The 25844-nt window shown below is 41.7% G+C and carries 25 protein-coding genes; 23 read left to right on the forward strand and 2 right to left on the reverse strand.

All coding sequences use genetic code 11. The features are described 5' to 3' along the window. The first annotated feature begins 76 nt into the window (after nt 1-76). The 22 genes from JUB15_RS07055 to idi all read left to right on the forward strand — a co-directional run bounded on the left by JUB15_RS07055 (nt 77) and on the right by idi (nt 22242). Nucleotides 77-1096, forward strand: a complete 1020-nt coding sequence (locus JUB15_RS07055) for a glycosyltransferase family 2 protein (protein WP_242696226.1) — start codon at nt 77-79, stop codon at nt 1094-1096. Nucleotides 1097-1121: 25 nt separating this feature from the next. Further along, nucleotides 1122-2132, forward strand: a complete 1011-nt coding sequence (locus JUB15_RS07060) for a glycosyltransferase family 2 protein (RefSeq protein WP_207511707.1) — start codon at nt 1122-1124, stop codon at nt 2130-2132. 26 nt (nt 2133-2158) lie between these two features. After that, nucleotides 2159-2689 carry a dTDP-4-dehydrorhamnose 3,5-epimerase gene (gene rfbC / locus JUB15_RS07065; RefSeq protein WP_207511709.1) on the forward strand — a complete coding sequence of 177 codons (531 nt, stop codon included), beginning with the start codon at nt 2159-2161 and terminating at the stop codon, nt 2687-2689. Next, on the forward strand, nt 2686-3600 hold the full coding sequence (locus JUB15_RS07070) for an NAD-dependent epimerase/dehydratase family protein (protein ID WP_207511711.1): 915 nt from the start codon (nt 2686-2688) through the stop codon (nt 3598-3600). Before rfbC ends, JUB15_RS07070 begins: the two co-directional genes overlap by 4 nt. A 7-nt stretch (nt 3601-3607) precedes the next feature. Beyond that, the gene (locus tag JUB15_RS07075) at nt 3608-4837 is read left to right on the forward strand and encodes a class I SAM-dependent methyltransferase (protein ID WP_207511713.1); all 1230 of its coding nucleotides are present in this window, start codon (nt 3608-3610) and stop codon (nt 4835-4837) included. A 26-nt stretch (nt 4838-4863) separates the two neighbouring features. Further along, nucleotides 4864-6126 carry a glycosyltransferase gene (locus tag JUB15_RS07080; RefSeq protein WP_207511715.1) on the forward strand — a complete coding sequence of 421 codons (1263 nt, stop codon included), beginning with the start codon at nt 4864-4866 and terminating at the stop codon, nt 6124-6126. A 34-nt stretch (nt 6127-6160) separates the two neighbouring features. After that, nucleotides 6161-6697, forward strand: a complete 537-nt coding sequence (locus tag JUB15_RS28700; protein ID WP_207511717.1) for an acyltransferase — start codon at nt 6161-6163, stop codon at nt 6695-6697. 46 nt (nt 6698-6743) lie between these two features. Next, nucleotides 6744-7565: an FkbM family methyltransferase gene (locus tag JUB15_RS07090; protein ID WP_207511719.1), complete on the forward strand. Its 822-nt coding sequence runs from the start codon at nt 6744-6746 to the stop codon at nt 7563-7565. A gap of 5 nt (nt 7566-7570) precedes the next feature. Further along, the gene (locus JUB15_RS07095) at nt 7571-8737 is read left to right on the forward strand and encodes a glycosyltransferase family 4 protein (RefSeq protein ID WP_207511721.1); all 1167 of its coding nucleotides are present in this window, start codon (nt 7571-7573) and stop codon (nt 8735-8737) included. A 70-nt stretch (nt 8738-8807) separates the two neighbouring features. Then, entirely contained in the window at nt 8808-10040 is a 1233-nt protein-coding gene (locus JUB15_RS07100) for a glycosyltransferase (RefSeq protein WP_207511723.1), read from the forward strand. A gap of 26 nt (nt 10041-10066) precedes the next feature. Then, entirely contained in the window at nt 10067-11206 is a 1140-nt protein-coding gene (locus JUB15_RS07105; RefSeq protein WP_207511724.1) for a glycosyltransferase family 4 protein, read from the forward strand. A 50-nt stretch (nt 11207-11256) separates the two neighbouring features. Further along, nucleotides 11257-12906 (forward strand): hypothetical protein, encoded by a 1650-nt coding sequence (locus JUB15_RS07110; RefSeq protein ID WP_207511726.1) that lies wholly within the window; start codon nt 11257-11259, stop codon nt 12904-12906. A gap of 142 nt (nt 12907-13048) precedes the next feature. Beyond that, nucleotides 13049-14371, forward strand: coding sequence for an O-antigen polymerase (locus JUB15_RS07115; protein ID WP_207511728.1), 1323 nt, complete (start codon nt 13049-13051; stop codon nt 14369-14371). Beyond that, nucleotides 14358-15461, forward strand: coding sequence for a glycosyltransferase (locus tag JUB15_RS07120; RefSeq protein WP_207511730.1), 1104 nt, complete (start codon nt 14358-14360; stop codon nt 15459-15461). Before JUB15_RS07115 ends, JUB15_RS07120 begins: the two co-directional genes overlap by 14 nt. 15 nt (nt 15462-15476) lie before the next feature. After that, nucleotides 15477-16043 carry a WcaF family extracellular polysaccharide biosynthesis acetyltransferase gene (locus JUB15_RS07125; protein ID WP_207511732.1) on the forward strand — a complete coding sequence of 189 codons (567 nt, stop codon included), beginning with the start codon at nt 15477-15479 and terminating at the stop codon, nt 16041-16043. After that, on the forward strand, nt 16040-16801 hold the full coding sequence (locus JUB15_RS07130) for a glycosyltransferase family 2 protein (RefSeq protein WP_207511734.1): 762 nt from the start codon (nt 16040-16042) through the stop codon (nt 16799-16801). The genes JUB15_RS07125 and JUB15_RS07130 overlap by 4 nt, the downstream gene beginning before the upstream one ends. Further along, nucleotides 16789-17904 (forward strand): GDP-mannose 4,6-dehydratase, encoded by a 1116-nt coding sequence (gene gmd / locus JUB15_RS07135; RefSeq protein ID WP_207511735.1) that lies wholly within the window; start codon nt 16789-16791, stop codon nt 17902-17904. The genes JUB15_RS07130 and gmd overlap by 13 nt, the downstream gene beginning before the upstream one ends. A gap of 52 nt (nt 17905-17956) precedes the next feature. After that, complete coding sequence (gene fcl / locus JUB15_RS07140; RefSeq protein WP_207511737.1) at nt 17957-18895, forward strand: GDP-L-fucose synthase; 939 nt, start codon at nt 17957-17959, stop codon at nt 18893-18895. A gap of 35 nt (nt 18896-18930) precedes the next feature. Next, the gene (locus JUB15_RS07145; RefSeq protein ID WP_207511739.1) at nt 18931-19674 is read left to right on the forward strand and encodes a tyrosine-protein phosphatase; all 744 of its coding nucleotides are present in this window, start codon (nt 18931-18933) and stop codon (nt 19672-19674) included. Between the two features lie 158 nt (nt 19675-19832). After that, complete coding sequence (locus JUB15_RS07150; protein WP_207511741.1) at nt 19833-20711, forward strand: MerR family transcriptional regulator; 879 nt, start codon at nt 19833-19835, stop codon at nt 20709-20711. A 275-nt stretch (nt 20712-20986) separates the two neighbouring features. After that, on the forward strand, nt 20987-21487 hold the full coding sequence (locus JUB15_RS07155; protein ID WP_081144569.1) for an RNA polymerase sigma factor: 501 nt from the start codon (nt 20987-20989) through the stop codon (nt 21485-21487). A 212-nt stretch (nt 21488-21699) separates the two neighbouring features. Beyond that, the gene (gene idi / locus JUB15_RS07160) at nt 21700-22242 is read left to right on the forward strand and encodes an isopentenyl-diphosphate Delta-isomerase (RefSeq protein ID WP_207511743.1); all 543 of its coding nucleotides are present in this window, start codon (nt 21700-21702) and stop codon (nt 22240-22242) included. Between the two features lie 342 nt (nt 22243-22584). Here the strand turns inward: idi and JUB15_RS07165 are convergent, their stop codons facing one another. Beyond that, a complete protein-coding gene (locus JUB15_RS07165) occupies nt 22585-22803 on the reverse strand; it encodes a helix-turn-helix domain-containing protein (protein WP_207511745.1) in 219 nt (72 codons plus the stop codon). Between the two features lie 189 nt (nt 22804-22992). Between JUB15_RS07165 and JUB15_RS07170 the strand changes: the two genes are divergently transcribed. Beyond that, nucleotides 22993-23271 carry a hypothetical protein gene (locus tag JUB15_RS07170; RefSeq protein WP_207511747.1) on the forward strand — a complete coding sequence of 93 codons (279 nt, stop codon included), beginning with the start codon at nt 22993-22995 and terminating at the stop codon, nt 23269-23271. 157 nt (nt 23272-23428) lie between these two features. On the opposite strand, the gene JUB15_RS07175 is transcribed toward JUB15_RS07170, so the two are convergent. Beyond that, nucleotides 23429-25825 (reverse strand): hypothetical protein, encoded by a 2397-nt coding sequence (locus tag JUB15_RS07175; RefSeq protein ID WP_207511749.1) that lies wholly within the window; start codon nt 25823-25825, stop codon nt 23429-23431. Nucleotides 25826-25844 lie beyond the last annotated feature (19 nt).

A 25844-nucleotide genomic window follows, 5' to 3' on the forward strand; every position in this document is an offset into this window, starting at 1 on the left:
ACTGGTTTATTCCGGCTCATTTGGTATAGTCGGTAATATGGCGCTGGTTCATGTGATTGTATTTTATTAATCAATTATGCATCCTAAATACAGGATTAGTATTATAATCAACAATTATAATTACGGTTGTTTTGTGAAACAGGCCATTGAAAGTGCTTTGCAGCAAACTGTTCCGGTGCATGAAGTAATTGTTGTGGATGATGGCTCAACAGACAATTCGCTTTCTGTAATAAATCAGTATAAAGAACAGGTTATTGTAGTTCCTAAGGCCAATGGAGGCCAGGCATCTGCATTCAATGCAGGTTTTCAAGCTTCATCCGGCGATTGGATATGGTTTGTAGATGCAGACGACTGGCTTAAAGAAGACGCAGTTGAAAGGGCTTCTTTACACATGCGGGATAAAATTGCCAAAATTCATAGCTCATTGCATGCAGTTGATGAAGCCGGAAAGATGTTGGGTTATAAAGTGCCCTCAAATGCGCTGTCTGACGGACATGTAATAACTGAAATAGCAGAAAACGGCGGTTACAGCTGGCCTCCTACCAGCGGTAACATATTCCCCAGATGGGTGCTTGATCAATGTATGCCGATGCCTGAGGAGGAATATCGCTTATGCGCTGACCTTTATTTGTGTAGTTATGCAGCCATGCCTGGAAAAGTAACAGCTGTAACAGAACCGCTTGGTTTTTACAGGATACATGCGAACAATCGCTTTCATGGATTTCGACTTGATTCGACGTGGCTATACAATCAGGCAAATAATATTCTTACAACAGCACAACTGACGGAAGAACTATTTATTAAATATTCTGGTGATAAGGTATTTAAATATCCGTATAGCCGACGAAATATAGAAATGTTAATGATTGCAGACCGTTTTTCTGATAAGAAGCCTGCCAGGCGCCTTTCCGTAAAGGAACTGCATAACAACTGGTGGCGGTCCAAGGAAATTCAAAAAGCGGCTGGCAAAACAAAATATGTAGCTGTACTTTTCTGGCTCATTATAGCTTACGCACCAAAGCCTTTGGCGAAATATGTGATACTAAGAGGTATTCGCAAGGGTAAAAAGGTTATGGCTGAACACAAAACAGCGTAACCGATTAATTATTTAAGACCAGTACATGGCAGCAATATCTGTTATCATTCCTTCTTATAACCGGGCAACGATCGTAGGGGAAACCATCGAGAATATGCTCAGTCAATCGTTACCGCCGGATGAAATTATTGTGGTAGACGATGGCTCTACAGATAATTCTGTAGAGGTGGTTGCTTCATTTGGCGACAAAGTGAAGTTGATCCGTCAGACTAACCAGGGACCGGGCGCTGCACGAAATGCAGGTTTGAAAGCAGCGAAAGGGCAGTTCATTCAATTTATGGATAGTGATGATCTGGCAAGTCGCAATAAGCTGGAAATTCAATTCAATGCGCTGAATAAGACAGGAGCTGATTTTGCCTACAGTCCGTGGGTACATTGCCTGATTAAAAACAAAACGATTCAGTTTACCGACGCAGTTTTACAGGCAGACCCCGTACCGGCAACCAGGCCCATGCTGGAATGGTTCTTAGCCGGATGGTCACTTGTTTTTCAAAACTGTTTATTCAGAAGGTCTATTCTTGATAAAGCCGGCATATACCGCACTGACCTCATGCCATCAGAAGACAGTGAATATTTTGTACGTATTCTGCTGGCGGGTGCACAACCGGTACATACGCCAGGCTGCATTGTTTTTTATCGAGAGCACGATCTGCATAAAATAACTGCATCCGGTACCAGTGAAAAGCATCGGGCCGACGATTGGACTAATTTTTTAACAATTACCGGCGATCAGTTGCAGGACCATCTGAAAGGTATAAAGTCTGCCACAAGAATTGCGCTGGCAGCATCTGTACAACAACATCTTGATTTTTGCGCAAAAAGAAATTTGAAGGGACTACCTTCAAACCATCCATATATTCAGCTTTTATCGCAAACTAATAAGACTTTGATCAAAGCCTGGATTCTTTATAAAAAGATACGTCGTAAAATGAAGGGTTCTCCGGACAATCATGTTGCATTTGGTGCACGTACTTCAGGCGAGGCTTACACAAAGTTAGTTACTGAAATGGGCTACCAATATGTTTCGGGCCGTTAAAATGGAAAGCAGATATAACGTTCAATATGGATTTTTTACCATTAAAGATTGAAGGCAGCGGTTTATTTATCGACCGGGTATTTCGAGATGTGCGTGGAGCATTTGAAGTATTTTGGGAACTTGACGAGATTGAAAAAGCTGGCATTTCCTTTAAGCCCGTCAGTTCACACCATTCATATAATACCTTAAGGGGCACATTACGCGGAATGCACTATCAGATACAACCACACGGGCAGGCCAAACTGGTGAGCTGTATCAGCGGCGCTGTATATGATGTTATGGTTGATCTTCGTCCTGGTTCACCTACTTACCTTTCCTGGGAGGCAGTTGAATTACCGGCAGGCTGTGGCAAATCCATTTATATACCTGCCGGTTGTGCACATGGGTTTGTAACATTGCAGGACAATACAACCATTGGATATCTGATTGAAGGTATTTATAAACCTGAGGCTGCAGGCACCCTGCGATGGAACGACCCGGCGGTAGGAATTAATTGGCCCATTCAGGAACCTATACTTTCTGACCGCGACCGAAACGCGCCTGATCTAAAGCTATGATGCGAATACTTGTAACAGGGGCCAGTGGGTTTGTTGGTAAGGCGACTGTAAACGCTTTATCAAAACGTGATGGCATTGAAATACACGCCGTATATAACAGGCGTCAGCCGGAAGCTGTTGGAAATGTTACCTGGCATAAGGCTGACATTTTGAACAAGGAAGAAGCAGAGACGTTAATTGCCAATATCTGTCCGTCCCACCTACTTCATCTTGCCTGGTGTGCCGAGCATGGTACTTATTGGAAAGATCATACAAACCTTACCTGGTTATCGGCCAGTATCAATATTGCACAACACTTTATTAAATATGGAGGAAAGCGTTGCCTGGTTCTTGGTACAAGCGCCGAATATGACTGGGCAGGCTCAGAACCTTTAAATGAATTTACCACGCCACTGATCCCGTTGGGATTATATGGCGGCAGTAAATTAGGACTCTATTGGGCTTTAAAGCGCTATTTTGAGCAGGAATCGATATCATGGATTTGGACCCGCCTATTCAATCCATTCGGGCCCGGCGAGGATCCGCGCAGATTGATACCTAAAACATGTTTGCGATTGTTGCGTGGCGAACACATTAGTTTTGATGCCGGGTTGTCCCGACGTGACTTTTTATTCGTTGATGATGTAGGATCTGCGTTAGTGCATGCTTTGTTAAGCGAAGCCGTTGGGCCGGTCAATATTGCCAGTGGTAATCCTGTTTCAATACGAGATGTGATCTCTCAGATAGCGTATCAGTACGATTGCAGTGACCTTGTGACTTTTGATGGACCTGATACCGCAAATGAGAAAATCGACGTTGTGATAGCTGATATAACAAGATTACAAAAAGAATGTAACTGGCATCCTGAAAAGAACTTTCAGGAAAGATTAAAGGAAACCTGTGAATGGTGGAAAATAAATAAAAGCAAATAAAGAAAATATGAAGAATACCAAATGCATGAACTGCGGTTCTGCATCATTGAAACGGTTCATTGATTTGGGGGATCAACCTAACGGTAATCATTTTCCCGCAGAATCTGAAAAAGACCGAGAATTAAAATTTCCTTTTGCCATGCTGGTATGTACTGATTGCTGGCAAGTGCAACTCGAGGAGTTCCCCTCCATGGAGTTTATGTTTTCAAACCATCCATACATCACAGGTGTGAACATGCCTGTGGTTTCCCATTTTAAAACCATGGTTGAACGCACGGTGTTCAGGTATGGCATTGAAAAAAATTCGTTGGTAATTGACATTGGCGCCAATGATGGCACTCTGCTAAGTATCTTCCGTGAAAAAGGGATGCGTGTGCTGGGTGTTGACCCCGGCAGTAAAACCGGAAAGCTGTGCCGGGCAAACGGCATTACAGTTTGCGAAACTTTCTGGAACAGTAAGACAGCAGAAGCAATTAAGCATTTAAATATACAACCGGATCTTATTACTGCTACGGCGGTATTCTATCATGTGCCCGATCTGCATGATTTTATAAAAGGCTTGCGCAGCGTAATGACTGAAAAAACGGTGTTCCTTACACAATGCGTTTATATGAAAGATGTGCTCGAGAAATTTGAGTTCGATCATTTTTATCACGAGCACACCATGATGCATGCTATTACTCCTTTGAAGCGGGCTTTTGAACAACATGGCATGCGCTTATTGGATGTAGACTATTATGATGTTCATGGCGGTTCGTTTGTTTTGGGCGTAGGTTTGGAGAACTGTATACATCCAACTTCGCCCACTGTTGCGGAAGCCATTAAGGCAGAGGAAAAGTTTGGCTTGAACAGGATGGACACCTATATCAACTTTACAAAACAGGTAGAAGCAAACCGCGATGATCTTGTAAACCTGTTACGTGTACTTAAAAAGCAGCGCAAGAAAGTATATGCATTGGGCGCTCCTTTGAAAGGAAGCACTTTATTGAATTATTGTAACATTGGTCCCGACCTTGTAGAATTGGCAACGGAAGTGAACCAGTTTAAAATCGGAAAACTCACTCCAGGCACACATATTCCAATAGTGGAAGAAAGTTCTGTAATGGTACAACCCGATTATTATCTTTTATTGTCATGGAACTTTTTGGATTTCTTCCGCCAGAAATATGCAAGCTATTTAAAAGCCGGTGGAAAGTTCATTGTTCCGCATCCGCGTGTTCACATTATTGAAAATTAAACCGGAGGGAGGGAAAGCAGATGCCGATGGAGACGGACTCATTACGGGAGAGCTCTCAACAGGATTCCATTTCTTTAAAAGGGAAGCGGTTGCTGATTTGTGAGGAGGGGCTTTTAGATTACAAGGGTCATTTTTATAGCTGGATAAAAGCAATACGCGCTATTCATCTGGAAGCTGGTGCTGAAGTATTGGTAGCCAGTAACCTGCATGTAGATAAGAACATTCAGGCAGAGTTCAATGCCATTCCAACTTATAGCCGCAATAACTGGTCGGGTATTTATGATCATAAGCAGGCGTGGCGACGATATTTTTCAGTATTTGCTCACAACTTCAGGGTGTGGCGTGAAACGAGAAAATTGCTTCGTAAAACCGGCCCTGTAGATTGCATTTTGCTCCCTGCCGTGCGAATTCATAATTTGATGGCATGGCGTAAACTTTGCGGAGAGCGCCTTGGCCGTGACTTCGGGCGGCTTGTACTTTTTCAGTTAACAAGTGAGGCGATCTATGATGAATCATATACCCGTTTTCATTTTAAAAGAACAGCCAATCTGATAAAATTTGTGTTGCGCGGGTTTAGAAAACAAGTGGCAGCCGGTAAGGTGATCCTTGCAGGGGATAGCCATATAACCTGTAATGAATATCAGACGCTTTCCGGTGTACCATTCCGGGTTTTCCCAAGCCCGGTTGCAGGACTGCAAGCTGCCAACCCGCTGAGCACTTCTGCCAGTAAATCAGACATCCCTACGTTTGTGATCCTCGGAGTATCTTTTATAGATAAAGGCATTGATCTTTTACAGGAAGCTATAATACAGCTGTTAAAGAATAACCCTGATTTAGAAGCACGATTTGTCATTCAATGGGCAACCCCAACGATCGACTATAATGGACAGCCTGTACCAATAAAAGATGAATTGCGAAATGCAGCACAGGTAACATTAATAGAACGGGTGCTAAATGAAGAGGAATACCGGTCATATTTGCAAAGCGCCCATTTTGTTGTTTTGCCTTATCGCCGAAAAGTTTACTTCAACAGGCTTTCAGGTGTTGCAGTTGAAGCTGCGTGTGCAGGTATTCCCATGATAGTAACCGAAAATACGTGGCTGGAATGGGCTATGAAGGAATTCGGAGCTGGTGTTACAGTCCGTGATGGCGATGCAAAGGATCTTGCTGATAAGATCAAGTTATGTATTCAGGAAAGGCTGGCATTGCAAACTAAGGCCTTGCAAAGGCGAAATATTGCAATGGAAAAGAACTCATCCATATTTTACCTTAAAAGGGTATGGGAATAACGAAGTATTCTATTTAAAAACTTATTTAAAACGTATGAATCTTCGTCTTTTTGCCGGCTCAGTACTTTCTTATGCATATAACAATTGGATAGGGCGTTTTCCTTCACGGTTTCTGAGAAAACGTTTTTTGAGCTTTTATCTTGGAAGGTTAGGCGGCTCCTCTGTACAATTGGGTTGCAGATTTCTTAATGGACGCAAGGTTTTTTTAGGGGATCGTAATGTTATCAATTTTGGATGTCTTTTTGATGGGCGACATTATGAAATCAGAATAGGTAATGACGTATCTATAGGTCCGGAAGCTTCCATTCTTACTTTAGGTCATGATCCACAATCTACCAGTTTTGCTGACCAGGGAGGTACGGTAATAATAGGAGACCATGTATGGATCGCCTATCGGGCAATAATTCTGCCCGGCGTTACTATAGGCGAAGGAGCTGTAATTGCGGCCGGTGCAGTAGTAACAAAGAATGTTGAGCCATATTCCATTGTAGCTGGTTCGCCTGCCCGAAAGGTAGGCGAGCGCAATAAGAACCTTCAGTATCAGCTTAACTTTGATCCTTTTCTTATTTAATCTCTTTACTATCTAAAACAGGGAGTGGAAACCCATTAGTATACCCATGAGTGCAATTAAATCTTCCATGCAATCATTATCCAATGCCTTTCGACATGGCGTTGGCCTGAAAAATATTTATACGGCTTTTCTTTGCTCTGCTTTGATGCGCATGGGCGATTATCGGCGTGGGTTAAGAGCAGCTTGCATCAGAGCTATCTCACGTTTTGCAGTAGGAGGTCAAATTCCACTGCGAATCAAAATCCAAAAGAAAGTGGTTACGTTTCATATGAGGAAAGGGAATATAGCTGATTACCTGATTGCCGGTGAAATGGTACAGGGCGAATATCAGCTGCCTACAACGCTTCCCTCAAGACCAACAGCTATTGTCGATGGCGGCGCGAATATTGGCATGTTCTCCTTAATAAGTCATTCTTATTTTCCTGAACTGCCAGTTATCTGTTATGAACCAGATAAAGAAAATCTGGTACAGCTGAATAAAAATTTACAGTTTAATGGAATTAAAGCGAAAGTAATAGGGAAGGCACTCTGGTCAGAAGAAGAAACGCTTTATTATCATCCATCATTGTCGTATGCTGGTAAGGTAAGTCGAGAGCCATCGCCTTATCCCATGGAATGTTGCAAACCTGAGGTGCCAGCAGGATGCTGGTTGAAACTGGATATAGAAGGAGCGGAATATGAAGTGCTTCCTGTGGTGCTTGCCAATGATTCCCGCCCTCTTTTGATTAGCCTGGAAATTCATTATTTTTCTGAACGAGGGCAAAGTATCATAGACCTTTTGCAGGCTTATAACTATAAGATTTATGGAAATTATTCACCTGATGATGCCTGCGTAAACATTACGGCAGTTGCTTCTGGCATAGCTTAATTATTATGGATACCGTTAAAAAACCACTGATTATTATCTTTTGTCCGGTTAGTAATGGAGGTCTTGCGGAGCATGTATATTATCAGGCAAAAAGTTGTTGTCAGTTAGGTCACAGTGTTGTATGTTTGGTTCCGCCACGGTTTCTTGGCGATCGCCCAATACCTTTTCCGGTAAAACGCATTTTATATGAGAGCTCGCCTTCAGCGCAGATGCCTTCGTTTATCAGGAAGCTCTTATTTGTGTGGGCATTTTTAATGAATTACTTAACGCTATCTATACAAATACTGCGCAACCGCCCGAAAGTTGTGTTACTGGATTCATATCGTGAATATTTTGCTCCGCTATGGGCTTGGGCTATCCGAAAAGCTATGCGTGTCAGTAACTCAATTTGCGTCGCCAATTTGCATGATCCGGTAAGGAATTACCAGGTAGGCCCGGCCTGGTGGCATCAGTGGTCTGTAAAATGTGGTTACTCGTTTATTCATGTTGGCCTGGTGCATTCTCCTCCTCCACCTGAAGCCAACTTGCCCGCTCATATACAAATAATTGAGGTGCCGGTAGGTATATACGATTTATTGCCACCCAAACGCTCATACGAGCGCATTCGCAAAGATTGGGGCGTTACAAGTGATCAGTTCGTTTTTCTTTGCTTTGGATTCATCCGTGATAATAAAAACATTGATCTTTTAATTCAATCTTTAAAGTATGTAAAGCAGGCTTTTCTTGTTATTGCAGGCAGCACACAGTCTCAGGTTGATCGTCCGGTTGAATTTTATAAGAACCTTGCAAAAGAGCTTGGCGTCATAGATCGGTGTTATTTTTTTTCAGATTTTATAGCAGATGAACAGGTGCCGGACTATTTTTACGGTTGCGATTTCGTTTCATTAACTTACTCTTCTACTTTTTTCTCACAAAGTGGTGTACTTAATCTGGCTGCAGCAGCAAAAAAACCTGTTCTGGCTTCTTCTGCTGAAAGTCCGTTATTACAGGTTGTACGCAAATTCCGGCTTGGTGAAGCTGTTGCGCCTGATTCAAGAGATGCAATAATTAAGGGTATGAACAGCCTGATGTCTAATACAATAGATCCCGACTGGAAAGGTTATTCCTCGTATGCAGGATGGGAGCGCAATGTGACTGCCTTTTTAAAAGCAGCTAACATGAATGTGTCTTAAATGGTCTTGTTCTTACGGTGACTGACTATCGGAAAAAAGTTAAAGAACAGTTTGTCTTAAAAAAATCAACTTGGAGCAAAAACAGATCATTGTTTCTCATTCAGGTAAACAGCATTCTTATTATGTAGCTAAAGCGCTTTATGACCTTGGATACCTGAAAAAGTTTTATACAAGCAGTTATATAACCAATATCGGTTTCCAGAATTTGATACAGAATTTTGGCTGGTCATTTTTGTCGCGTAGATTTTTAAAGGGTCTGGGCGGACAACATGTGAAAGCTGCATGGAAATATGAAATTAAAGAGCAATTCTTTAGAAAACTAAAAGGTAACACACAGGGAGTAAATGAATTAGTTTATAAACGCGACATATCATTCGACAGAGACCTGGCGAGTAAGCTTTCAAAGCATTCTTTTGATGTTTTCTGGGGATTTCAGGGAAGTTGCCATAAATGCCTGCAGGTTGCTAACCAGTTAGACCGGAAAAGCATATGCGAAATGACTATCGCTCATGTTCCTTTTGCAAAGCGACTACTGCAGGAAGAGTCGCGCCTGCACCCCGAGTGGGCAGACAGCATCGACTTCGTATCTTTTCCTGCATACTATGAAGAGCGGTTGATCGAAGAACCGCTAATTGCAAAAAAAGTAATTGCTATTTCTTCATTTTTAAAGAAAACCTTAGTGCAGGAAGGCGTTGAAGCTGAAAAGATAACTGTAATTCCCCTCGGTTTTGACGCAACATCCATTCACTTTTCAAAAGAAAGTGAATCTATTACCAACCGGCCTTTGCGGTTACTGTATGCCGGAAGGATAACCCAACGTAAAGGGATTAAATATCTGATGGAGGCTATGAAGCAATTCAACAGAAAAGATGTGGAATTGCATATTATTGGCAATATACACGGCAGCGGTAAAGCCTTTCAGTCATATAAAAGTTTTTACAATTATAAATCAGGAATTAGCCAGCATGAATTGTTTAAACTATATGGAAATTACGATGTGCTGGTTTTTCCCAGTGTGCTGGAAGGTTTTGGATTAGTAACTGTTGAAGCAATGGGTGCAGGCCTGCCAGTGATCACCACGCCACATACAAACGCCACCGAGGTGATTAAAGATGGAATTAATGGTTATTTGATTCCTGTCAGGAACAGCGATGCTATTGCCCAGGCTATAACCAGCTTTCGGAATATGGATAATGCTACGTTTCAGCAAATGCGCTATGAAGCCAGGCAAACGGCGTTGCAATATACCTGGGACGTACATAGAGAAAAAGTAGCTGAATTCGTTAAAGAATTCAGGCATTAATAGTTGCCCGTTTAAAATTATTACTATTGGAACGCAAACCTGTTCTTTCTTTTTATACCAATATGCCAACGCCTTATCAGTTGGATTTTATCGAGGCGTTGAAAGAATGTTTTGAACTTCGGGTTATTTATTTTACCGTCAGGGAGGCAGATAGGCAATGGCAGCTTTCCACTACCGGAAAGGGATACTCAGTCGTTGTTTTAAAGAACAGCCGGTTTGCTATATGGATGCAAAAAAGAGTTCCATCCTTTCATTTTAGCCGTAAGATCATTTCCCTTTTGCGGAAAGATGATGCGGATTATGTTCTGGTGAATGGCACGTATTGGTCGCCCAATGTTATACTGGCTTTATATATCAGTTATAGGAAAAAGAAGAAAGTATCTTTTTGGTCAGAACCGGTGTTTCCCGTTAAAAGCCCTTTTTTGTTTTTGATTAAAAAGATAATGCTGTTTCCTGTTATGCGGTATACGCATTTTTTACTGGCTATTGGTAAACAGGCAGTAGATGGTTACCGGAAATATGGCTATAAAAAAGATATCCATAATATTCCGTACAATATTAACAGCCGGTTGTTTGCTAAAGAAAACCTGCAACAAGCTATTTTTGAAAAGCTGGTACAGCAATATAAACCCGGGAGCGGAACTGTGTTGCTAACCTCGGGTTCTTTAATTCATCGAAAAGGTATGGATACAATAATCAGGGCTTTTTTACAGTTGCCTGATTCATTAAATGTATGCCTGCTGATCATGGGTGATGGTGAACAAAAGGATGATCTTAAAGCATTGTGTAATAATGATCATAGAATACATTTTTTAGGATTCCAGGAAAAACACATGATTCCTTATTGGTTTAGCCTGGCAGATATATTTGTTTTTGCAAGCCGGTACGACGGTTGGGGTTTAGTTATTAACGAAGCGGTGGCTTCGGAAACTGCAATCATTTGCAGTAAATCGGTGGGCGCCGCAACAGATAAACTGATTGATCAGTATTCTGCTATTTTAGTAGAAGCAGATGATATTCCTGGTTTTTCAGCAGCTATGCAAAAGCTGGTAAAAGATAAACAAAGCAGGGAAAGAATAATAAGCAATAGCGCGAGTTTGAAGCAGGAACTATCATCTGATTATAACGCAAAAAAAGTGTTTGACATTTACAGGAGTACCCAATAACCCATTTTACTTGGCAGTGGCAGATTTCAACTCATAGTAACAGCTTTTAAATGATTAAGGAACGAATGGCATTAAACTATCTCAAGAAGTATTGGTATTTTCTATTGTTGATTTTCTTATGTTGTAAAACAACTGGTCAGGGATTACAGGTCTCTTACAGAGAACCCTGGGGTGTTGTTCAATTACGATACAATAATAACGTGTTAATTAATTTGGATAATAATATAGGAAGGCCATTGAATGTTGAAAGTTCGAAGTTCATACAAAAAAATGGCACCAGTAAAGTCCAATGGTCTATAGCAGGTGGCAATCGATGGGATAATGAGAAGAAACAGTTTTCTTGCTATTTTAATGGCGTGGGCTTAACAACACGATATCGCCAGGTTCAGGATACTTTATACCTGGACATCTCGTTAACGAATTCTTCAGCCGATGTGTTTAGTGGTGTAAGTATTTGTCCCCTTGCATTGAATTTTGGCCAAAGGCCTAAGAATTTTTTGCAATCCTACCCCTATTATGCAAATAATATAAAAGCACCTGCTGTAATTACCGCAGATATGGATACCTATAAGCTAGTTGTTGAGAACCAGGATGTATCCAAAAAGGTATATGTAGGATTGCTGGAAGAGAATAATACCAACGGCACCCTTTACAGGCTTTGGACAGGGAGTCATCCTTACGTGGGTATGCAGGATTTTGATCCACAATCAGAAATACGGTTATCACCTGGAAAAACATACAGTTTTACTATTGCTTTAAAATTTTGTAAACCAGGTGTGCAACTGAAAAACATTGCATCAAAAACCTTCAGTAGCTATCAGAAAGCACATCCTTTTAAAATTAAATGGCCCGACCGACGTCCTATAGGCTCATTATTCCTGGCCTCCTATAACGGTAATAAGAACAGCCAGAATCCACGCAACTGGACAGTGACCCCTTTAAAGAACATCTCTTTAACAAAAGGGGAGGGAATAAAGGAATTGAGGAAGTGGTTAATGGAATATGCCAACAGGAGTGTGGGTTATTTGAAAAAAATGGATGCCCAGGGAATGATTACATGGGATATTGAAGGGCAGGAGTTTCCACATCCTTTATCCTATATTGGCTCGCCTGACCTCGTTGGTAAAATGGCCCCTGAAATAGAGTCGCTGGCTGATGAGTATTTCGCAGTTTTCAGGAAAGCAGGATTTAAAACAGGTCTCTGTTTACGACCCGACTCAGTGATTTTTAAGGGCGGATGGATTGATCATGTTATTGTAAAAGATCCTGCTGCTAACCTGATAAGGAAGATTAATTATGCGCGGAAACGATGGGGTTGTACGATATTTTATGTTGATTCAAACGTAGATCCGCAAACGGGACTGCCAATGGATTATACCGTTTTTAAAAAAGTGAGCGAAAAGTTCCCTGATGTTTTGTTGATCCCCGAACATGAAAGCGCATTATATTATGGCTATACAGCACCGTACGAGGAAATGCGATCAGGTGCTGTTTTAGTCAAAGAAGATGTTAAATCAATTTATCCGCAGGCTTTTTGGGTATTAAATGTTGCAGACGGATTAAAGGGAAGTGAAAAGGATGATTTAAGAAACCTGATAAATTGTCTAAATGAAGGTAATATTTTGTTGTTTCGCGCCTGGTTTAATGATGAGCCAACCAACAACTTGATCAAAAAGGCTATGAATATGAGCCGGCATTGATTGCACCAGGGGACTTTTGTTATACTTTATAGTTCCAATATCCTTTTGGGTCCATCAACTGCTCATTTCGTTTTAATGCAATATGCAATCAGTTGACGTTTACAGTAAAAAACTCTTTTAACTACAATAGCCGGAACACAGTATGACATTTGTTGAGTTGCTGAATAAAAACGTAGTGCAACTGGCAGCTATACTTGCAGTTATTTTTTTCGTAGGTATCAGGATCGGCTTTGCCAGAGGAGGCTGGGGGCGGCATCTCCCTTACATCTGGACGCTTATCGTTTATATTATTTATGTTCTGATAAGCCCCTTTTTCTTTTATAGCAATAACAAAACTGTAATTATTGGAACTGACATTTCTAATTACTACGGTCTCGGCTTTTTCTTCAATAGTGTGGCGGTCCTTTCATTCATAATTGGTTATTGGATCAAAGGGAGTAACACTAATAAAAAATGGAATAGTCCTGCAACGCGGGAGATTGAGAATCCCGTTTTTGTAATTAACATAATGTTTTACGTATGTTATGGTATAGTTCTGGTGAATCTCGCTCTTGGAGGTGCTAATATTGGACAGGTGTTTATGGGAGATGCAATATTGGGCATGGGAGCAGGTGGGGCCAGCTATTATTTGCAGAACTTTACCGATTCATTGATCTGCATTATTATCCTGGCTTATTTATACGATGTACCGTGGAAAAGGTTAATATTTTGGATTCTTGCATCTTTTTTTCTTTTTTCATTATTGGGATTCAGATACCGGATCATGTTAACTCTGTTTGGTATTCTGTTTGTTTTCTTATATAAATCAAAAATAGACGCAAAAAAAATAGTAATAGGTATTGGCTTAGCAGTTATATTCTTCTATGGTGTTATGTTTTCTACCGTAAACAGGCATCGACTGATCTTGCGCTCATATGACGATTTATTGTACAACCCATTTGAATTTAATTATGAGCTGTTTTTTTATCAAACTCGTGGAGCGCTTCCCGACATGGCAGTATATAAATTGTACGACAGTCCATATAAGGAAGCAAAACATGATTATGGGCTTACCATGTTCGGTTATGTTTTTATTCGTATGATTCCCCGTACAATAATGCCAGATAAGGATAAGTTCTATCCACCGCCTCAACTTGTTACTACAGTGAAGGCCTATGATGCCTGGTGGGCATCAAAAAGTGGAGAAGCTACTTTAAGTGTTTCAGCCTTTTATATGGCGTTTGGATGGCTTGGGATCATTTTTGGCCACTTTTTCTGGGGATTATTGTTACGTCGTTTTGGCGATACTATCCGGTTCTCTGATAGATTGGCACTTGCAGCTTATATTATAATTCCGCTTTTGACATTTCAGTGGATATCAAGAGGTTATCTGCCACAAATTGTAGATCAGGCAGTTTATATGCTTGTACCGATCTGGGTACTTCGTTACATTTCTAAAAGAAAGGTAGAACATGCGAGTCATTAACATTGTCGATTCTGTCGAGCAGATCAACTATGGCATTTGGCACGCTGTAACGGCCAATGCGTGCTTGCTGGCGAATAAGAACATAATTACTGAATTGTGGTATCCTGAAAAGCCATTCAATGCAATACCTGATGTGGTCAATGTTCCGCTCACTTCATTGTCTTTAACCGGGTTGAAACAGGAAATGGCCAATCGAAAATTGGACCCGGAAGAGGATATTATTGTGACCCATGGTGCATGGAGTTACGCCACCCGCTGGGGAGCTGGCCTGAAAAAGCAAGGTTTCAAATGGATCTATGTGCCGCATGGAATGCTTGAGCCCTGGCCTTTACAACAAAAAAGAATAAAGAAAGCATTATATCTGCATTTGATCGAAAAAAGACTGGCTAACCACGCCGATTGTATTAAAGCGGTGTCAATGCCTGAAAGTGTTAACTTACGGCAATTCTTTAAGCCCTCATTGATCCAGTTTATTCCCAACGGTGTTCGCTATGATGATGCACCTCCCGATTTTCAGGGAAGACGCAAACCGCTGCGGTACCTTTTTTTGTCCCGCCTGCACCATAAAAAGAATTTGGTTGCGCTGGCTACGGCCTGGTTACAATCCGGATTGAATAATAAACCTGAGGTTGAATTTGTAATAGCAGGTCCGGACGAAGGCGAATTGGACAAGCTGAACACCCTATTACTTCAGTCCTCTAACATGAAGTATATTGGCAGTATTTACGATGAAAAGAAAGATCAACTATTTAAACGATCTACTTTTTATGTGCTTCCTTCTTTCAGTGAAGGCCTGCCTACTTCATTACTGGAAGCCATGAGTTTCGGCCTTGTGCCTATTATTACGGAGGGGTGTAATTTACCTGAGGTTTTTTCACAGCAGCTTGGTGTAAAGGTCAACACCGATCTAAATAGTATCCAGGCAGCACTGGAAGCAACCAGCCAGTGGGACGCGCAAAAAATTGCTGAAACCGGTTCCAGGGCCAGGCAATTTATTAAAGAACGTTTCTCCCTGGAGGCTATTACGAATTCACAGATCGCCCTTTTCTCGAAATTGAATATGGCAAATAGCGTAAATGTGATCAAATGATTATTTTAAATTAATATGTCATCAGTAGATCATTCACTATATAACAACGATTGGTATAAACGCGAGATAGGGGCGGGTAAAATAAAGCAGATCTTGTGGTATTTTATTAATATTGTATTTTTTATTAATCCCCTCATTGCCGGTTCACGAATTAAAAAATTTTGGTTGCAATTATTTGGCGCCAAAATTGGCAAAGGCGTAGTTTTGAAACCGGCAATAAACATTAAATATCCGTGGAAGTTATCGATCGGTGATTATACCTGGATTGGCGAGAAAGTATGGATTGATAATCTTGCCGACGTCAAAATTGGTAAACATGTTTGCATTTCACAAGGCGCCATGTTATTAACCGGAAATCATAACTACTCGAAGAAAACTTTTGATCTGATGGTCAAGGGCATTGAATTGGAAGATGGAGTTTGGATAGGGGCCCAGTCGATGGTTTGTCCCGGTATACATTGTAAAACACATGCTGTTTTAAGTGCTTTGTCAGTGGCTACAAAAAATCTGGAGCCGTACACAATATATCAGGGCAACCCAGCTATAGCGGTTCGTCAGAGGGTAATAAGTGAAACTGAATGAAGATCTCAATAATTACGGCTACTTATAATAGCGCGAATACAATAAAGGATACTTTGGCATGTGTTGCAGCGCAACAATATCCATTTATTGAACACATCATAGTAGATGGATCTTCGAAAGATGACACATTGAAAATTGTGGGAGAGTATAAGCACGTTTCCAAAGTGATCTCAGAAAAAGATAATGGCATTTATGATGCCATGAATAAAGGGGTGCAGCTGGCAACTGGTGACATAATTGGTATTTTAAATTCAGACGATTTTTATACGGGGTCAACTATCCTTGCAAAAGTAGCGGCAGCTTTTGAAGATCCTTACGTGGAGGCTGTATATGGTGACCTGCAGTATGTAAAATCTAATAATTTAGACGTAATTACCCGAACGTGGAAAGCGGGTAGTTATAAGAAGAGATATTTGTATTATGGTTGGATGCCACCCCATCCAACCTTTTTTGTGCGGCGGCAGATCTATGAAAAATGCGGACTGTTTAATACAACCTTACGTTCTGCAGCGGATTATGAGTTAATGTTGAGAGTGTTGCTGAAGTACAATGCCCGCGTACAGTATATTCCCGAAGTGCTGGTTAAAATGCGCGCAGGGGGTATGAGCAACGCATCCTTAAAAAACAGGCTAAGGGCCAATAAAGAAGATCTAATGGCCTGGAAGCTGAACGATCTTAAACCATTTTTTTTTACTATTTGGTTAAAGCCAATAAGAAAAGTTTTACAATTTAACCCAACTAGCATATGGCAAAAGTAGCATTGGTTACAGGTGTAACCGGACAGGATGGCGCATACTTAACCGACCTGTTACTAAAAAAAGGATACATTGTTCATGGTATCAAACGCAGAAGTTCTCTATTTAATACAGAACGAATTGACCATTTATACCAGGATCCTCATGAGAATAATGTAAAATTTAAATTACATTATGGCGACCTGACCGATTCAACCAACCTTATCCGCATTATTCAGGAAACACAGCCCGACGAAATTTATAACCTCGCGGCTATGAGCCATGTACATGTGAGTTTCGAAACACCTGAGTATACAGCCAATGCCGACGGAATAGGTACACTGCGCATCCTGGAAGCTGTTCGTTTGTTAGGCTTAACTCAAAAAACGAAAGTATACCAGGCTTCTACCTCCGAACTGTATGGTTTGGTACAGGAAGTACCACAATCTGAAAGAACACCGTTCTATCCCCGATCTCCGTATGCAGTTGCCAAGTTATATGCTTACTGGATCACGGTGAATTACCGCGAAGCCTATAATATGTATGCCGTAAATGGCATCTTATTCAATCACGAATCTCCTTTACGCGGTGAAACGTTTGTAACCCGTAAGATCACCCGTGGTGTAGCTAAGATCGCCCTGGGCTTACAAGACAAAATTTACCTGGGTAACCTCGATGCACAACGTGACTGGGGTCATGCAAAAGATTATGTGGAAGCCATGTGGTTGATATTACAACAGGAAAAACCGGAAGATTATGTTATTGCTACTGGAGTAACCACTCCAGTTCGGGATTTTGTACGCATGGCCTTTGCCGAAGTTGGCGTTGAAATAGAATTCAAAGGAAAAAATGACAATGAAGTTGGCATAGTGAAAGCCTGCAGAAACGCAGACTTCAGGCTCGAGATCGGTAAGGAAGTAATTGCTGTAGATAAGAAATATTACCGGCCTACCGAAGTAGATCTGTTGATCGGTGATCCTTCAAAGGCACAAAACCAACTGGGCTGGAAACCAAAATATGATCTGCCCGCACTGGTTAAGGAAATGGTGGCCAATGATGTGGAGCTGTTTAAAAAAGAACGATTACTGCAGCAATCCGGTTATTATGTGCGTAACCAGTTTGAATAGTTCAAACAAAGAAACTTATTATACGTTATTATAAACTACATTCAGAGCCAGCGTGAATAAAACAGATAAAATATACGTAGCCGGCCACCGGGGCATGGTGGGCTCGGCCCTTGTTCGCAAATTGCAACGGGAAGGTTTTAATAATTTATTGTTGCGCACATCGGCTGAGCTGGACCTGCGCAATCAGCAGGCGGTAAATGAATTCATGAGCCAGGAAAAGCCGGACTATGTTTTTTTGGCAGCTGCTAAAGTAGGCGGCATTCTGGCTAATAATGTATACCGGGGTGAATTTATATATGATAACATAATGATGCAGTCCAATATCGTTCATACCTCCTGGTTGAATGGTGTTAAAAAGCTCATGTTCCTCGGCTCCTCTTGTATCTACCCAAAACTGGCGCCCCAACCGCTGAAAGAGGAATACCTGCTCACCGGCGAACTGGAGCCAACGAACGAACCATATGCAATTGCTAAAATCGCCGGCATAAAGATGTGCGATGCGTATCGTGCGCAGTATGGTTGTAATTTCATTTCTGTAATGCCTACCAACCTGTATGGTCCCAATGACAATTACAGCCTGGAAACTTCCCATGTTTTGCCGGCGCTTATCAGGAAGTTCCATGAAGCAAAACTGAAAAATGAACCGGCGGTTGTGATGTGGGGTACTGGTACGCCGCGGCGTGAGTTCCTGCATGCCGATGACCTGGCCGATGCCTGCTTTTTTCTAATGCAACAATATGACGAAGCAGGGCTGGTGAATGTTGGAACAGGGGAGGATATAATGATCAAAGAACTTGCTTTATTAGTTAAAGAAGTGGTAGGTTATACCGGCAATATTGAGCATGACCTGTCGAAACCCGATGGAACGCCACGCAAATTGATGGATGTTCAAAAATTGCATAAGCTTGGCTGGAAAGCAAGGATAGGTTTACGTGAAGGAATAGAAAAAGTATATGAAGAGTTTTCGCAACAGTATGTTGCTGGGGCATAGTTTATATTTCCGGTATCATATTAATCAGCAGCCACATGTTCTCCATTTTTAAGAAAAAGAAAAAGGTTCCCGTTGATCTGAGTGCGTTAGGTACCGATATGCATTCGCATTTATTACCTGGCATCGATGACGGATCGCCAGATGCAGAGACGTCGCTGCAGCTGATCGCCGGTTTGCAGGAACTGGGGTACCGGAAATTTATTACCACCCCACATATTCTGTGGGATATGTATAAGAATGACGCAAATACAATTGGTGCTGCGCATCAGGAATTGCAGCTGGCCATGCAGCAAAACAATGCAGCTGTTCCCCTAAAACCAGCGGCCGAGTACTTCCTGGATGAACATTTTGATGAATTACTGGAAAACGATAAACCTTTACTTACCCTGCATGAGAACTGGGTATTGGTTGAATTCTCCTTTGTAACTACGCCACTGAATTTTAAAGATAAGCTGTTCACGATGCAAATGAAAGGGTACCAGCCTGTGCTGGCGCATCCTGAACGGTATTTGTATTTTATGAGCGATAAAAGGTATTATGATGAGTTGAAAGATGCAGGTTGCTACTTTCAATTGAACATTTTGTCGCTCGCCGGCTATTATGGAAAAGCCTCCCTGCAACTGGCCCACTACCTCATGAATAAACGTTATGTAAATCTGTTAGGTACAGATTGTCATCATTTTCGCCACCTCAATACACTTCAGTCGGCCGGCAACAAGATCATGGAGCCGGTACAATCCCTTCTCGATAGCGGACTACTGTTGAATCCTATGTTATAAGAAGCTGTTTTTCAATCGCTGTAACCAACCTCTTGATCTCACGTAATCGCCTGTAAATCCTTTCCTTAAATTGCGTCTCCAAAAAAGTCGTACTTTGGTTTAAGCATTCTTTGGGAATGTTTAAACAATTTGACATTGCACTTTGTAGTTAACTGTATATGAATGCGTTTACCATAAAGGACCTGGAAAATCTTTCTGGTATCAAAGCCCATACGATTCGGATATGGGAACAACGCTATTCTTTTCTGCGCCCGCAACGTACTTCAACTAATATCCGCTATTACACGAATGAAGAGTTGAAAATAGTATTGAATATTGCCCTTCTCAATAAATACGGGTATAAAATTTCCCATATAGACAAGATGAGCTCCCAGGAAGTACGGGAGAAAATTGTGTCGCTTTCTCATGCGCAGGCCCAGCAGGAACGGCTGGTGAACGACCTGTTGCAATATATGATCGACCTTGACCTGGAGAAGTTTGAAGATGTGCTGGATAATTACATTATGGCAAAAGGGATCGATAAAGCCATCAGTTTCCTCATTTTTCCGTTTCTCGATAAAATTGGCATTTTATGGCAGGCCAGCCATATTCATCCGTGTCAGGAACATGTGGTTACCAATATTATCAGGCAAAAGCTGATCGTAGGTATCGAAAGCGTGGTGTCACATGTTACGGTCAATAAAAAAGTGATCCTTTTCTTACCTGAGGGCGAATACCATGAACTGGGCCTGCTGTACACCTATTACCTCCTGAAAAGCAGGGGCGTACAGGTCATTTACCTGGGCGCGAATGTACCATTTCACGACCTTAATTTTATAACCGGCTGTAAGCAACCCGATTATCTTTATACCCACCTTACCTGCATCGCCGGAAATTTTAACTTCGAAAGATTCCTCAACCAGATGAGGCAGCATGCGCCCAAGGTGCAGATCATTGTTTCGGGCCAGTTAACCAACTGCAACCCAAAAAAACTGCCGGCTGGTGTTCTCCTGAAACGGTCTCTGGCTGAAGTGCTGGAATTTATAGCAGCACTTTAGACTTTTTTTAATATATCCCTCCTGGCCAAATTTTGATTTTCTTAACAAATATTTCTGCCTATTAATCGTCATTCGAATAGGGGACGATCGATGGTGTAGTGTCTTACCCTGCGTCTGACGCCAGTTTTCGCCAATCGGGTGGTGGCGGCAGAGGCGCTAAAAGCCTTTTCGGAGGCGGGCTGGTTTAATATTTTATAGAATTATTAAGCGCCCGGATTTTTCCCTTAAGTGAATTGTGTTTAAATTTGCAGTGTAATTATTTAAACAACTTTTTTATGTCGACGGTGGAATTCAATCAAATGCTGGTGAACAATGCGGAGTTTTTAAAGCCGTTTGCAATAACGTTGACGAGAGACTCTGAGGCTGCGAAAGACCTGTTTCAGGAAACGCTGTTTCGTGCATTGGCCAACAAGGACAAGTATAGTGTAGGCACAAATATCAAGGCGTGGCTATATACTATCATGCGCAATATCTTTATTAACAATTACCGGAGAAAAGTTAAACAGAATACTATCTTCGATAGTACTCCTAATGATTTTCTGATTAACCAGACCCAGAGCGTAGTTGCTAATAATGCTGAATCAAATTTGCGGTTGAAGGATATCCAGGAGGCCATTCATAATCTGCCGCAGATCTTCAGAAACCCCTTCCTGTTGTATTTCGACGGTTTTAAATACCATGAAATTGCCGATATGCTCGGGGAACCTTTGGGTACCATAAAAAGCCGTATTCACTTTGCCCGTAAGCTGTTGAAGACGCAGATCGAGCGGCATTAAACCGCCCTTTTTTAGTTGGAAGCAGACAGGGAATACTCTGTACCAGAAATGAATTGTTGCCTTAAGTTGTATTTTCCTTATACCTCCCTTTAAGCCTTGAATTCATTTATTCAATAGGTTTGATATAGCTGGCTGTTTTCGGTTAGCCTGTTTAATGACACATTTTGAATGGCAGTCATGGTAACACCATGATTATTTAGCAACTTTGTACTATGAGCAAAGTAACTGACGTCATATTGGTGAATGAAAAGGATGAGCCTGTTGGAGTAATGGAAAAAATGGAGGCACATCGTAAAGCCGTTTTACACCGTGCTTTCAGCGTTTTTATCTTTAACAGTAAAGGTGAAATGCTGTTGCAGCAACGGGCTATGGGCAAGTACCATAGCGCAGGCTTATGGACCAATACCTGCTGCAGCCATCCAACGCCGGGTGAAGATACCCTGGAGGCAGCCACACGCCGGTTATACGAGGAAATGGGATTTTCTACGATCCTGGAAAAGATTTTTGATTTTGTGTACCTGGCCGAATTCGAGCACGGCTTAACAGAGCATGAATTTGATCATGTGTTTGTAGGTATGTATGAAGGCCGAATGTCGCCCGACCCCATGGAAGTAAAGGACTACTGTTATAAAAGCCTCGACGAAATACAGGCTACCCTCTTATCTCATCCCCAAAAATATACAGCCTGGTTCAATATTGCATTTCCAAAAGTGCAGCAATGGGCTGTTGAAAATCTGATGAAAAAAGCGGTATAACCTTATACCACAACCGCACAAGCTATTACTCTTACAATTACAGGAAACCCTTAATAGCCTGTAAACATATTAATCATTTTTTAAATTGACTGATAGCCGCATTATGCTGCTGCTGATATGAAAGGTATTTTTGGATCAGAAGGATCCAGTAGCCTCGAAACAGGGCCCCGTTTTTAAAACGGTATCTTATGAACGAAACAGCAATGTTACAGGACCTGAAAGAAAAGGTTATCATACGTCAATATCTATGAAAAGCCAGTGCAAACATCCTTCACAGGTGTTAAATTACCTGGTCCCCCTGCATAGCAGGGGGATTTTTATTTGCTCGTGCCATGCAGGCTATTACTGTTTTAAGAGCATAAAAGCAGGAATATCCAAAGCTTCAGCCAACTGAGCCAGCGTATTAAGTGTAACATTCACCTCGCCGTTCTCCATTCTGCTTATTTCGGCATTGTCAATATTACAAAGCGCATACAAGTCGCGTTGACTCAAGCCTTTTTCGTTCCTGAAATGGCGCAAATTTGCGCCAAAGGTTTTTAATATCTGGTGGTTAGCAGCCAATGGTGGTAGAATTAGAGGGTTAAGATGAAATTTTTTTTTAATTTTTCGGCTGGGGTATAGTACATCATATTAAAAAATTATTTATCTTCGTTTAAGCATTATCAGGGGATTGCCTTAGTGAGTATGGCTGTTTGTATGCCAGCTTACACAATTAAATGATTTTCCTTCACCTTTATAACTCATAATGTTATGCGGTCTCTTAATCATCACCCTGATTGGCATAATCAACCACTTCGGCTAAGTGAAGAAGAAATAAAGAATCCCCGGCTGGCAATCGAAACATTTTTTGAGAGTTATCATTTACAGGAAGTACGGCAAACGTTATGGAACTGGATGGTTGAAATTGTAAGCAGCAGCCGCAGTATTTCCCAGGAAGGCCAGCAACGGAATGATCATATTTATTTTTACGAAAAAATGGAAGCGCTTGTAGAAGCTGCCTTTGTCATCAATCAAAGAACGGATATATAAAAGATTTTTTGGCGCGCTTTATTATGTTTTTAGTTTCAAAAAACGATAACACTAAAGACGGTTTCATATGGCTAACTTTTAGATGTATGTTTAGGTTTGGGGGATTCCTTCGCCTCTTATGTACCGATCCGTACCCTATACTTTATGTGCCTGGTGATTATTTATCGGCAACATCAAATGTCATAAAGTAACTGCCAGCATAACCTGCATCATCTATGCCCTGTAAAACCGCCACATAGGTTCCTTTTATATCAGAGGTATAAAATTCCACAGCTGCCTTACCATCAGCACCTGTTTGTATATCGGGCGACCAGTATAAAAGATTTCTGAAATCGGGTAAACGACTAGAAGCCTGTTGATCGGTTTTATATACTGGTGAATAGAACTCACGTTTTAACTGCAGCCCTTCATAGTCCAGGATCACCGCTTTGGCATCGAGCTTCAGTTCCTGCATGTCGCCATGATAGGTGTTGAAGTTCACAATGCCATGATACATGAATTCTCCTTTAATGTATTTGTTCGTGATCACTTCCAGCCTTTTTACTTTTAATGGATCGTAACCCATCAGGATCGTATTGTCAACTTTAACACCATCCAGTAAGATCAATGGATCGGTTGGGTAAAAATCATGGGCGTCAAAATCAAATACTTTCAAATGCAGCTGTCCGCCATAGCGGCGTACAGCAACTTCAGGTACATATTCCCGTAACACTTCTTCCATAGTAGTAAAGCGTACATAATCATCGAGTTTGTATACCTTGAACGGTTTGCCATAAAAAGGCATCGTATCAATATCGGGCATGGCAAAGTGACTGAGTTTATTAGCATCATAGGTGTTAACCACCTGCATGCCGATGCTTTGTTCATTGAGCATATATTGCCTCGCAGCTGGTAATGAGAAGGGCGGCAGCCGCACGTCACTGTATTTTTCCGAAAAAGGATTCAATACATCAACGCGGTAAGAACTGTCAACGGCATCCGTTTGTATAATGATCTCATTCTGCCCGTAATAATCCCTTACATCAAAGTATGTTTTACCTGAACTATCTATTTTGGCATTATAGAATTGTAATGGAACACCCGGTATAGATAACCAGGCGCTCAAATCGGTAGGATCAGCGCCTGCGGGATACTTCAGCTGGCAACTGATAATATGCCCATCAAACTCCGGCGCATATTCAAAAGCCGCACGGCTGTCAGCGAGTATAGGCTCCCAGTTGAATTTTCTCCAGCCATGCACAAGCATCAGATTGTCGGCCGCTTCTTTTACTTCAGGTGCATCAGTCGTGAAATAATAGCCCGGTGATTCGATGGGTCCCTTTAATTCAGAGGTGAGCCACAAATAACTGAAGATGGAGTTAGGATTGATGCTTTGCAGTGAATCGACCCTGTAAACAGCCAGGGACAGGTTGGCGGGCGTGCCGGCCTGTGTTTTGGACAGTTGTGTGCCAATGTCAAGCCCTACCCGTTTGCGGGTTCCATATTTAGCGCCTTTGCCGGTGGCTGTGATCAATAGCTCCTGTCGCGGCTGCCTGAAGTACAGGCGTTCACATACGGGCTGCTGTTGTCCATTAAAAACAGTAAAGGTTGAAATGCCTTCCGCCAGTTTTGATCTATCGATCGAGAAACTGGTTACTCCGTTAACGGGTGATCTTTTTTCAGCCACCTGCATAACCTGTCTGCTATGTACAAACAGAAATACAGATTGCTCAGGTATATTTTTGCTGGTAACGGTTATTGTAATGTTATCGGCGCCTGCTTCATGTACCTGCATGACATACCCCTGATCGTTAGCAGCCGGTAAATATTCGTTAATCGTGCGGCCATCAGGCAGGGTGATCAAAGCTCTGTCGGCCCGGCTGCTGGTGGGGGTATACATAAAATGCCCCATGCCGAATTTGAGCGATTGAAAGGAAAGCAGCGTATCATTGTTGGCCGACAAAATGATGCCTTTACAATCAACGCCTTTCCCGTACCTGTCAGTCAGCTGAAAGGCGACTTTACTGGTAATATCTTTTACGAGGTTACCGCCTTCAGGAAAGAAAGCTGCATGATAACCGATGGTTGTATCAGCAGCCGGCGTAGTTAACGTTTTTAAGGTATTTACAATAGTGACCGGTTTTTCAAAATACAGACTGGCCGGAAAGTTCTTCATCCAGTTGGTATAAGCACGCACTTTATAATTTCCTGAATTAATAGACACCGGTAAAAAGAATGAACCGTTCCCTTTCCCTTTGCTGAGCCCAATTTTGGCTTGCATCACCGGTTTATTGTCCCGGTCAAGAATTTCAACATAAGCGATCTTGCTTAGGTCAGCGGGTTTATGTTGCGAACCATCAACGTTATAGACCTTGAACCACATCAACTCGCCGGCCAGGTAAAAATTCCTGTCTGTATGCACATACAGTTTTTCGGTCTGGTACCGGCTGTTATACTGCTTGAACCGTTCGGGTATGGCAGCAAAAACATCCTGGGCACTGGATCGCTTTATAACTAATAAAGAAATAGCCAGCATCAATTGAGTTACTCTATTTAAATACTTGACATTTTTCATGTAAACAAAGCTGTTATAA

It is taken from the genome of Longitalea luteola (assembly GCF_017356035.1).
GTDB classification, from domain to species: Bacteria; Bacteroidota; Bacteroidia; order Chitinophagales; family Chitinophagaceae; genus Niastella; species Niastella luteola.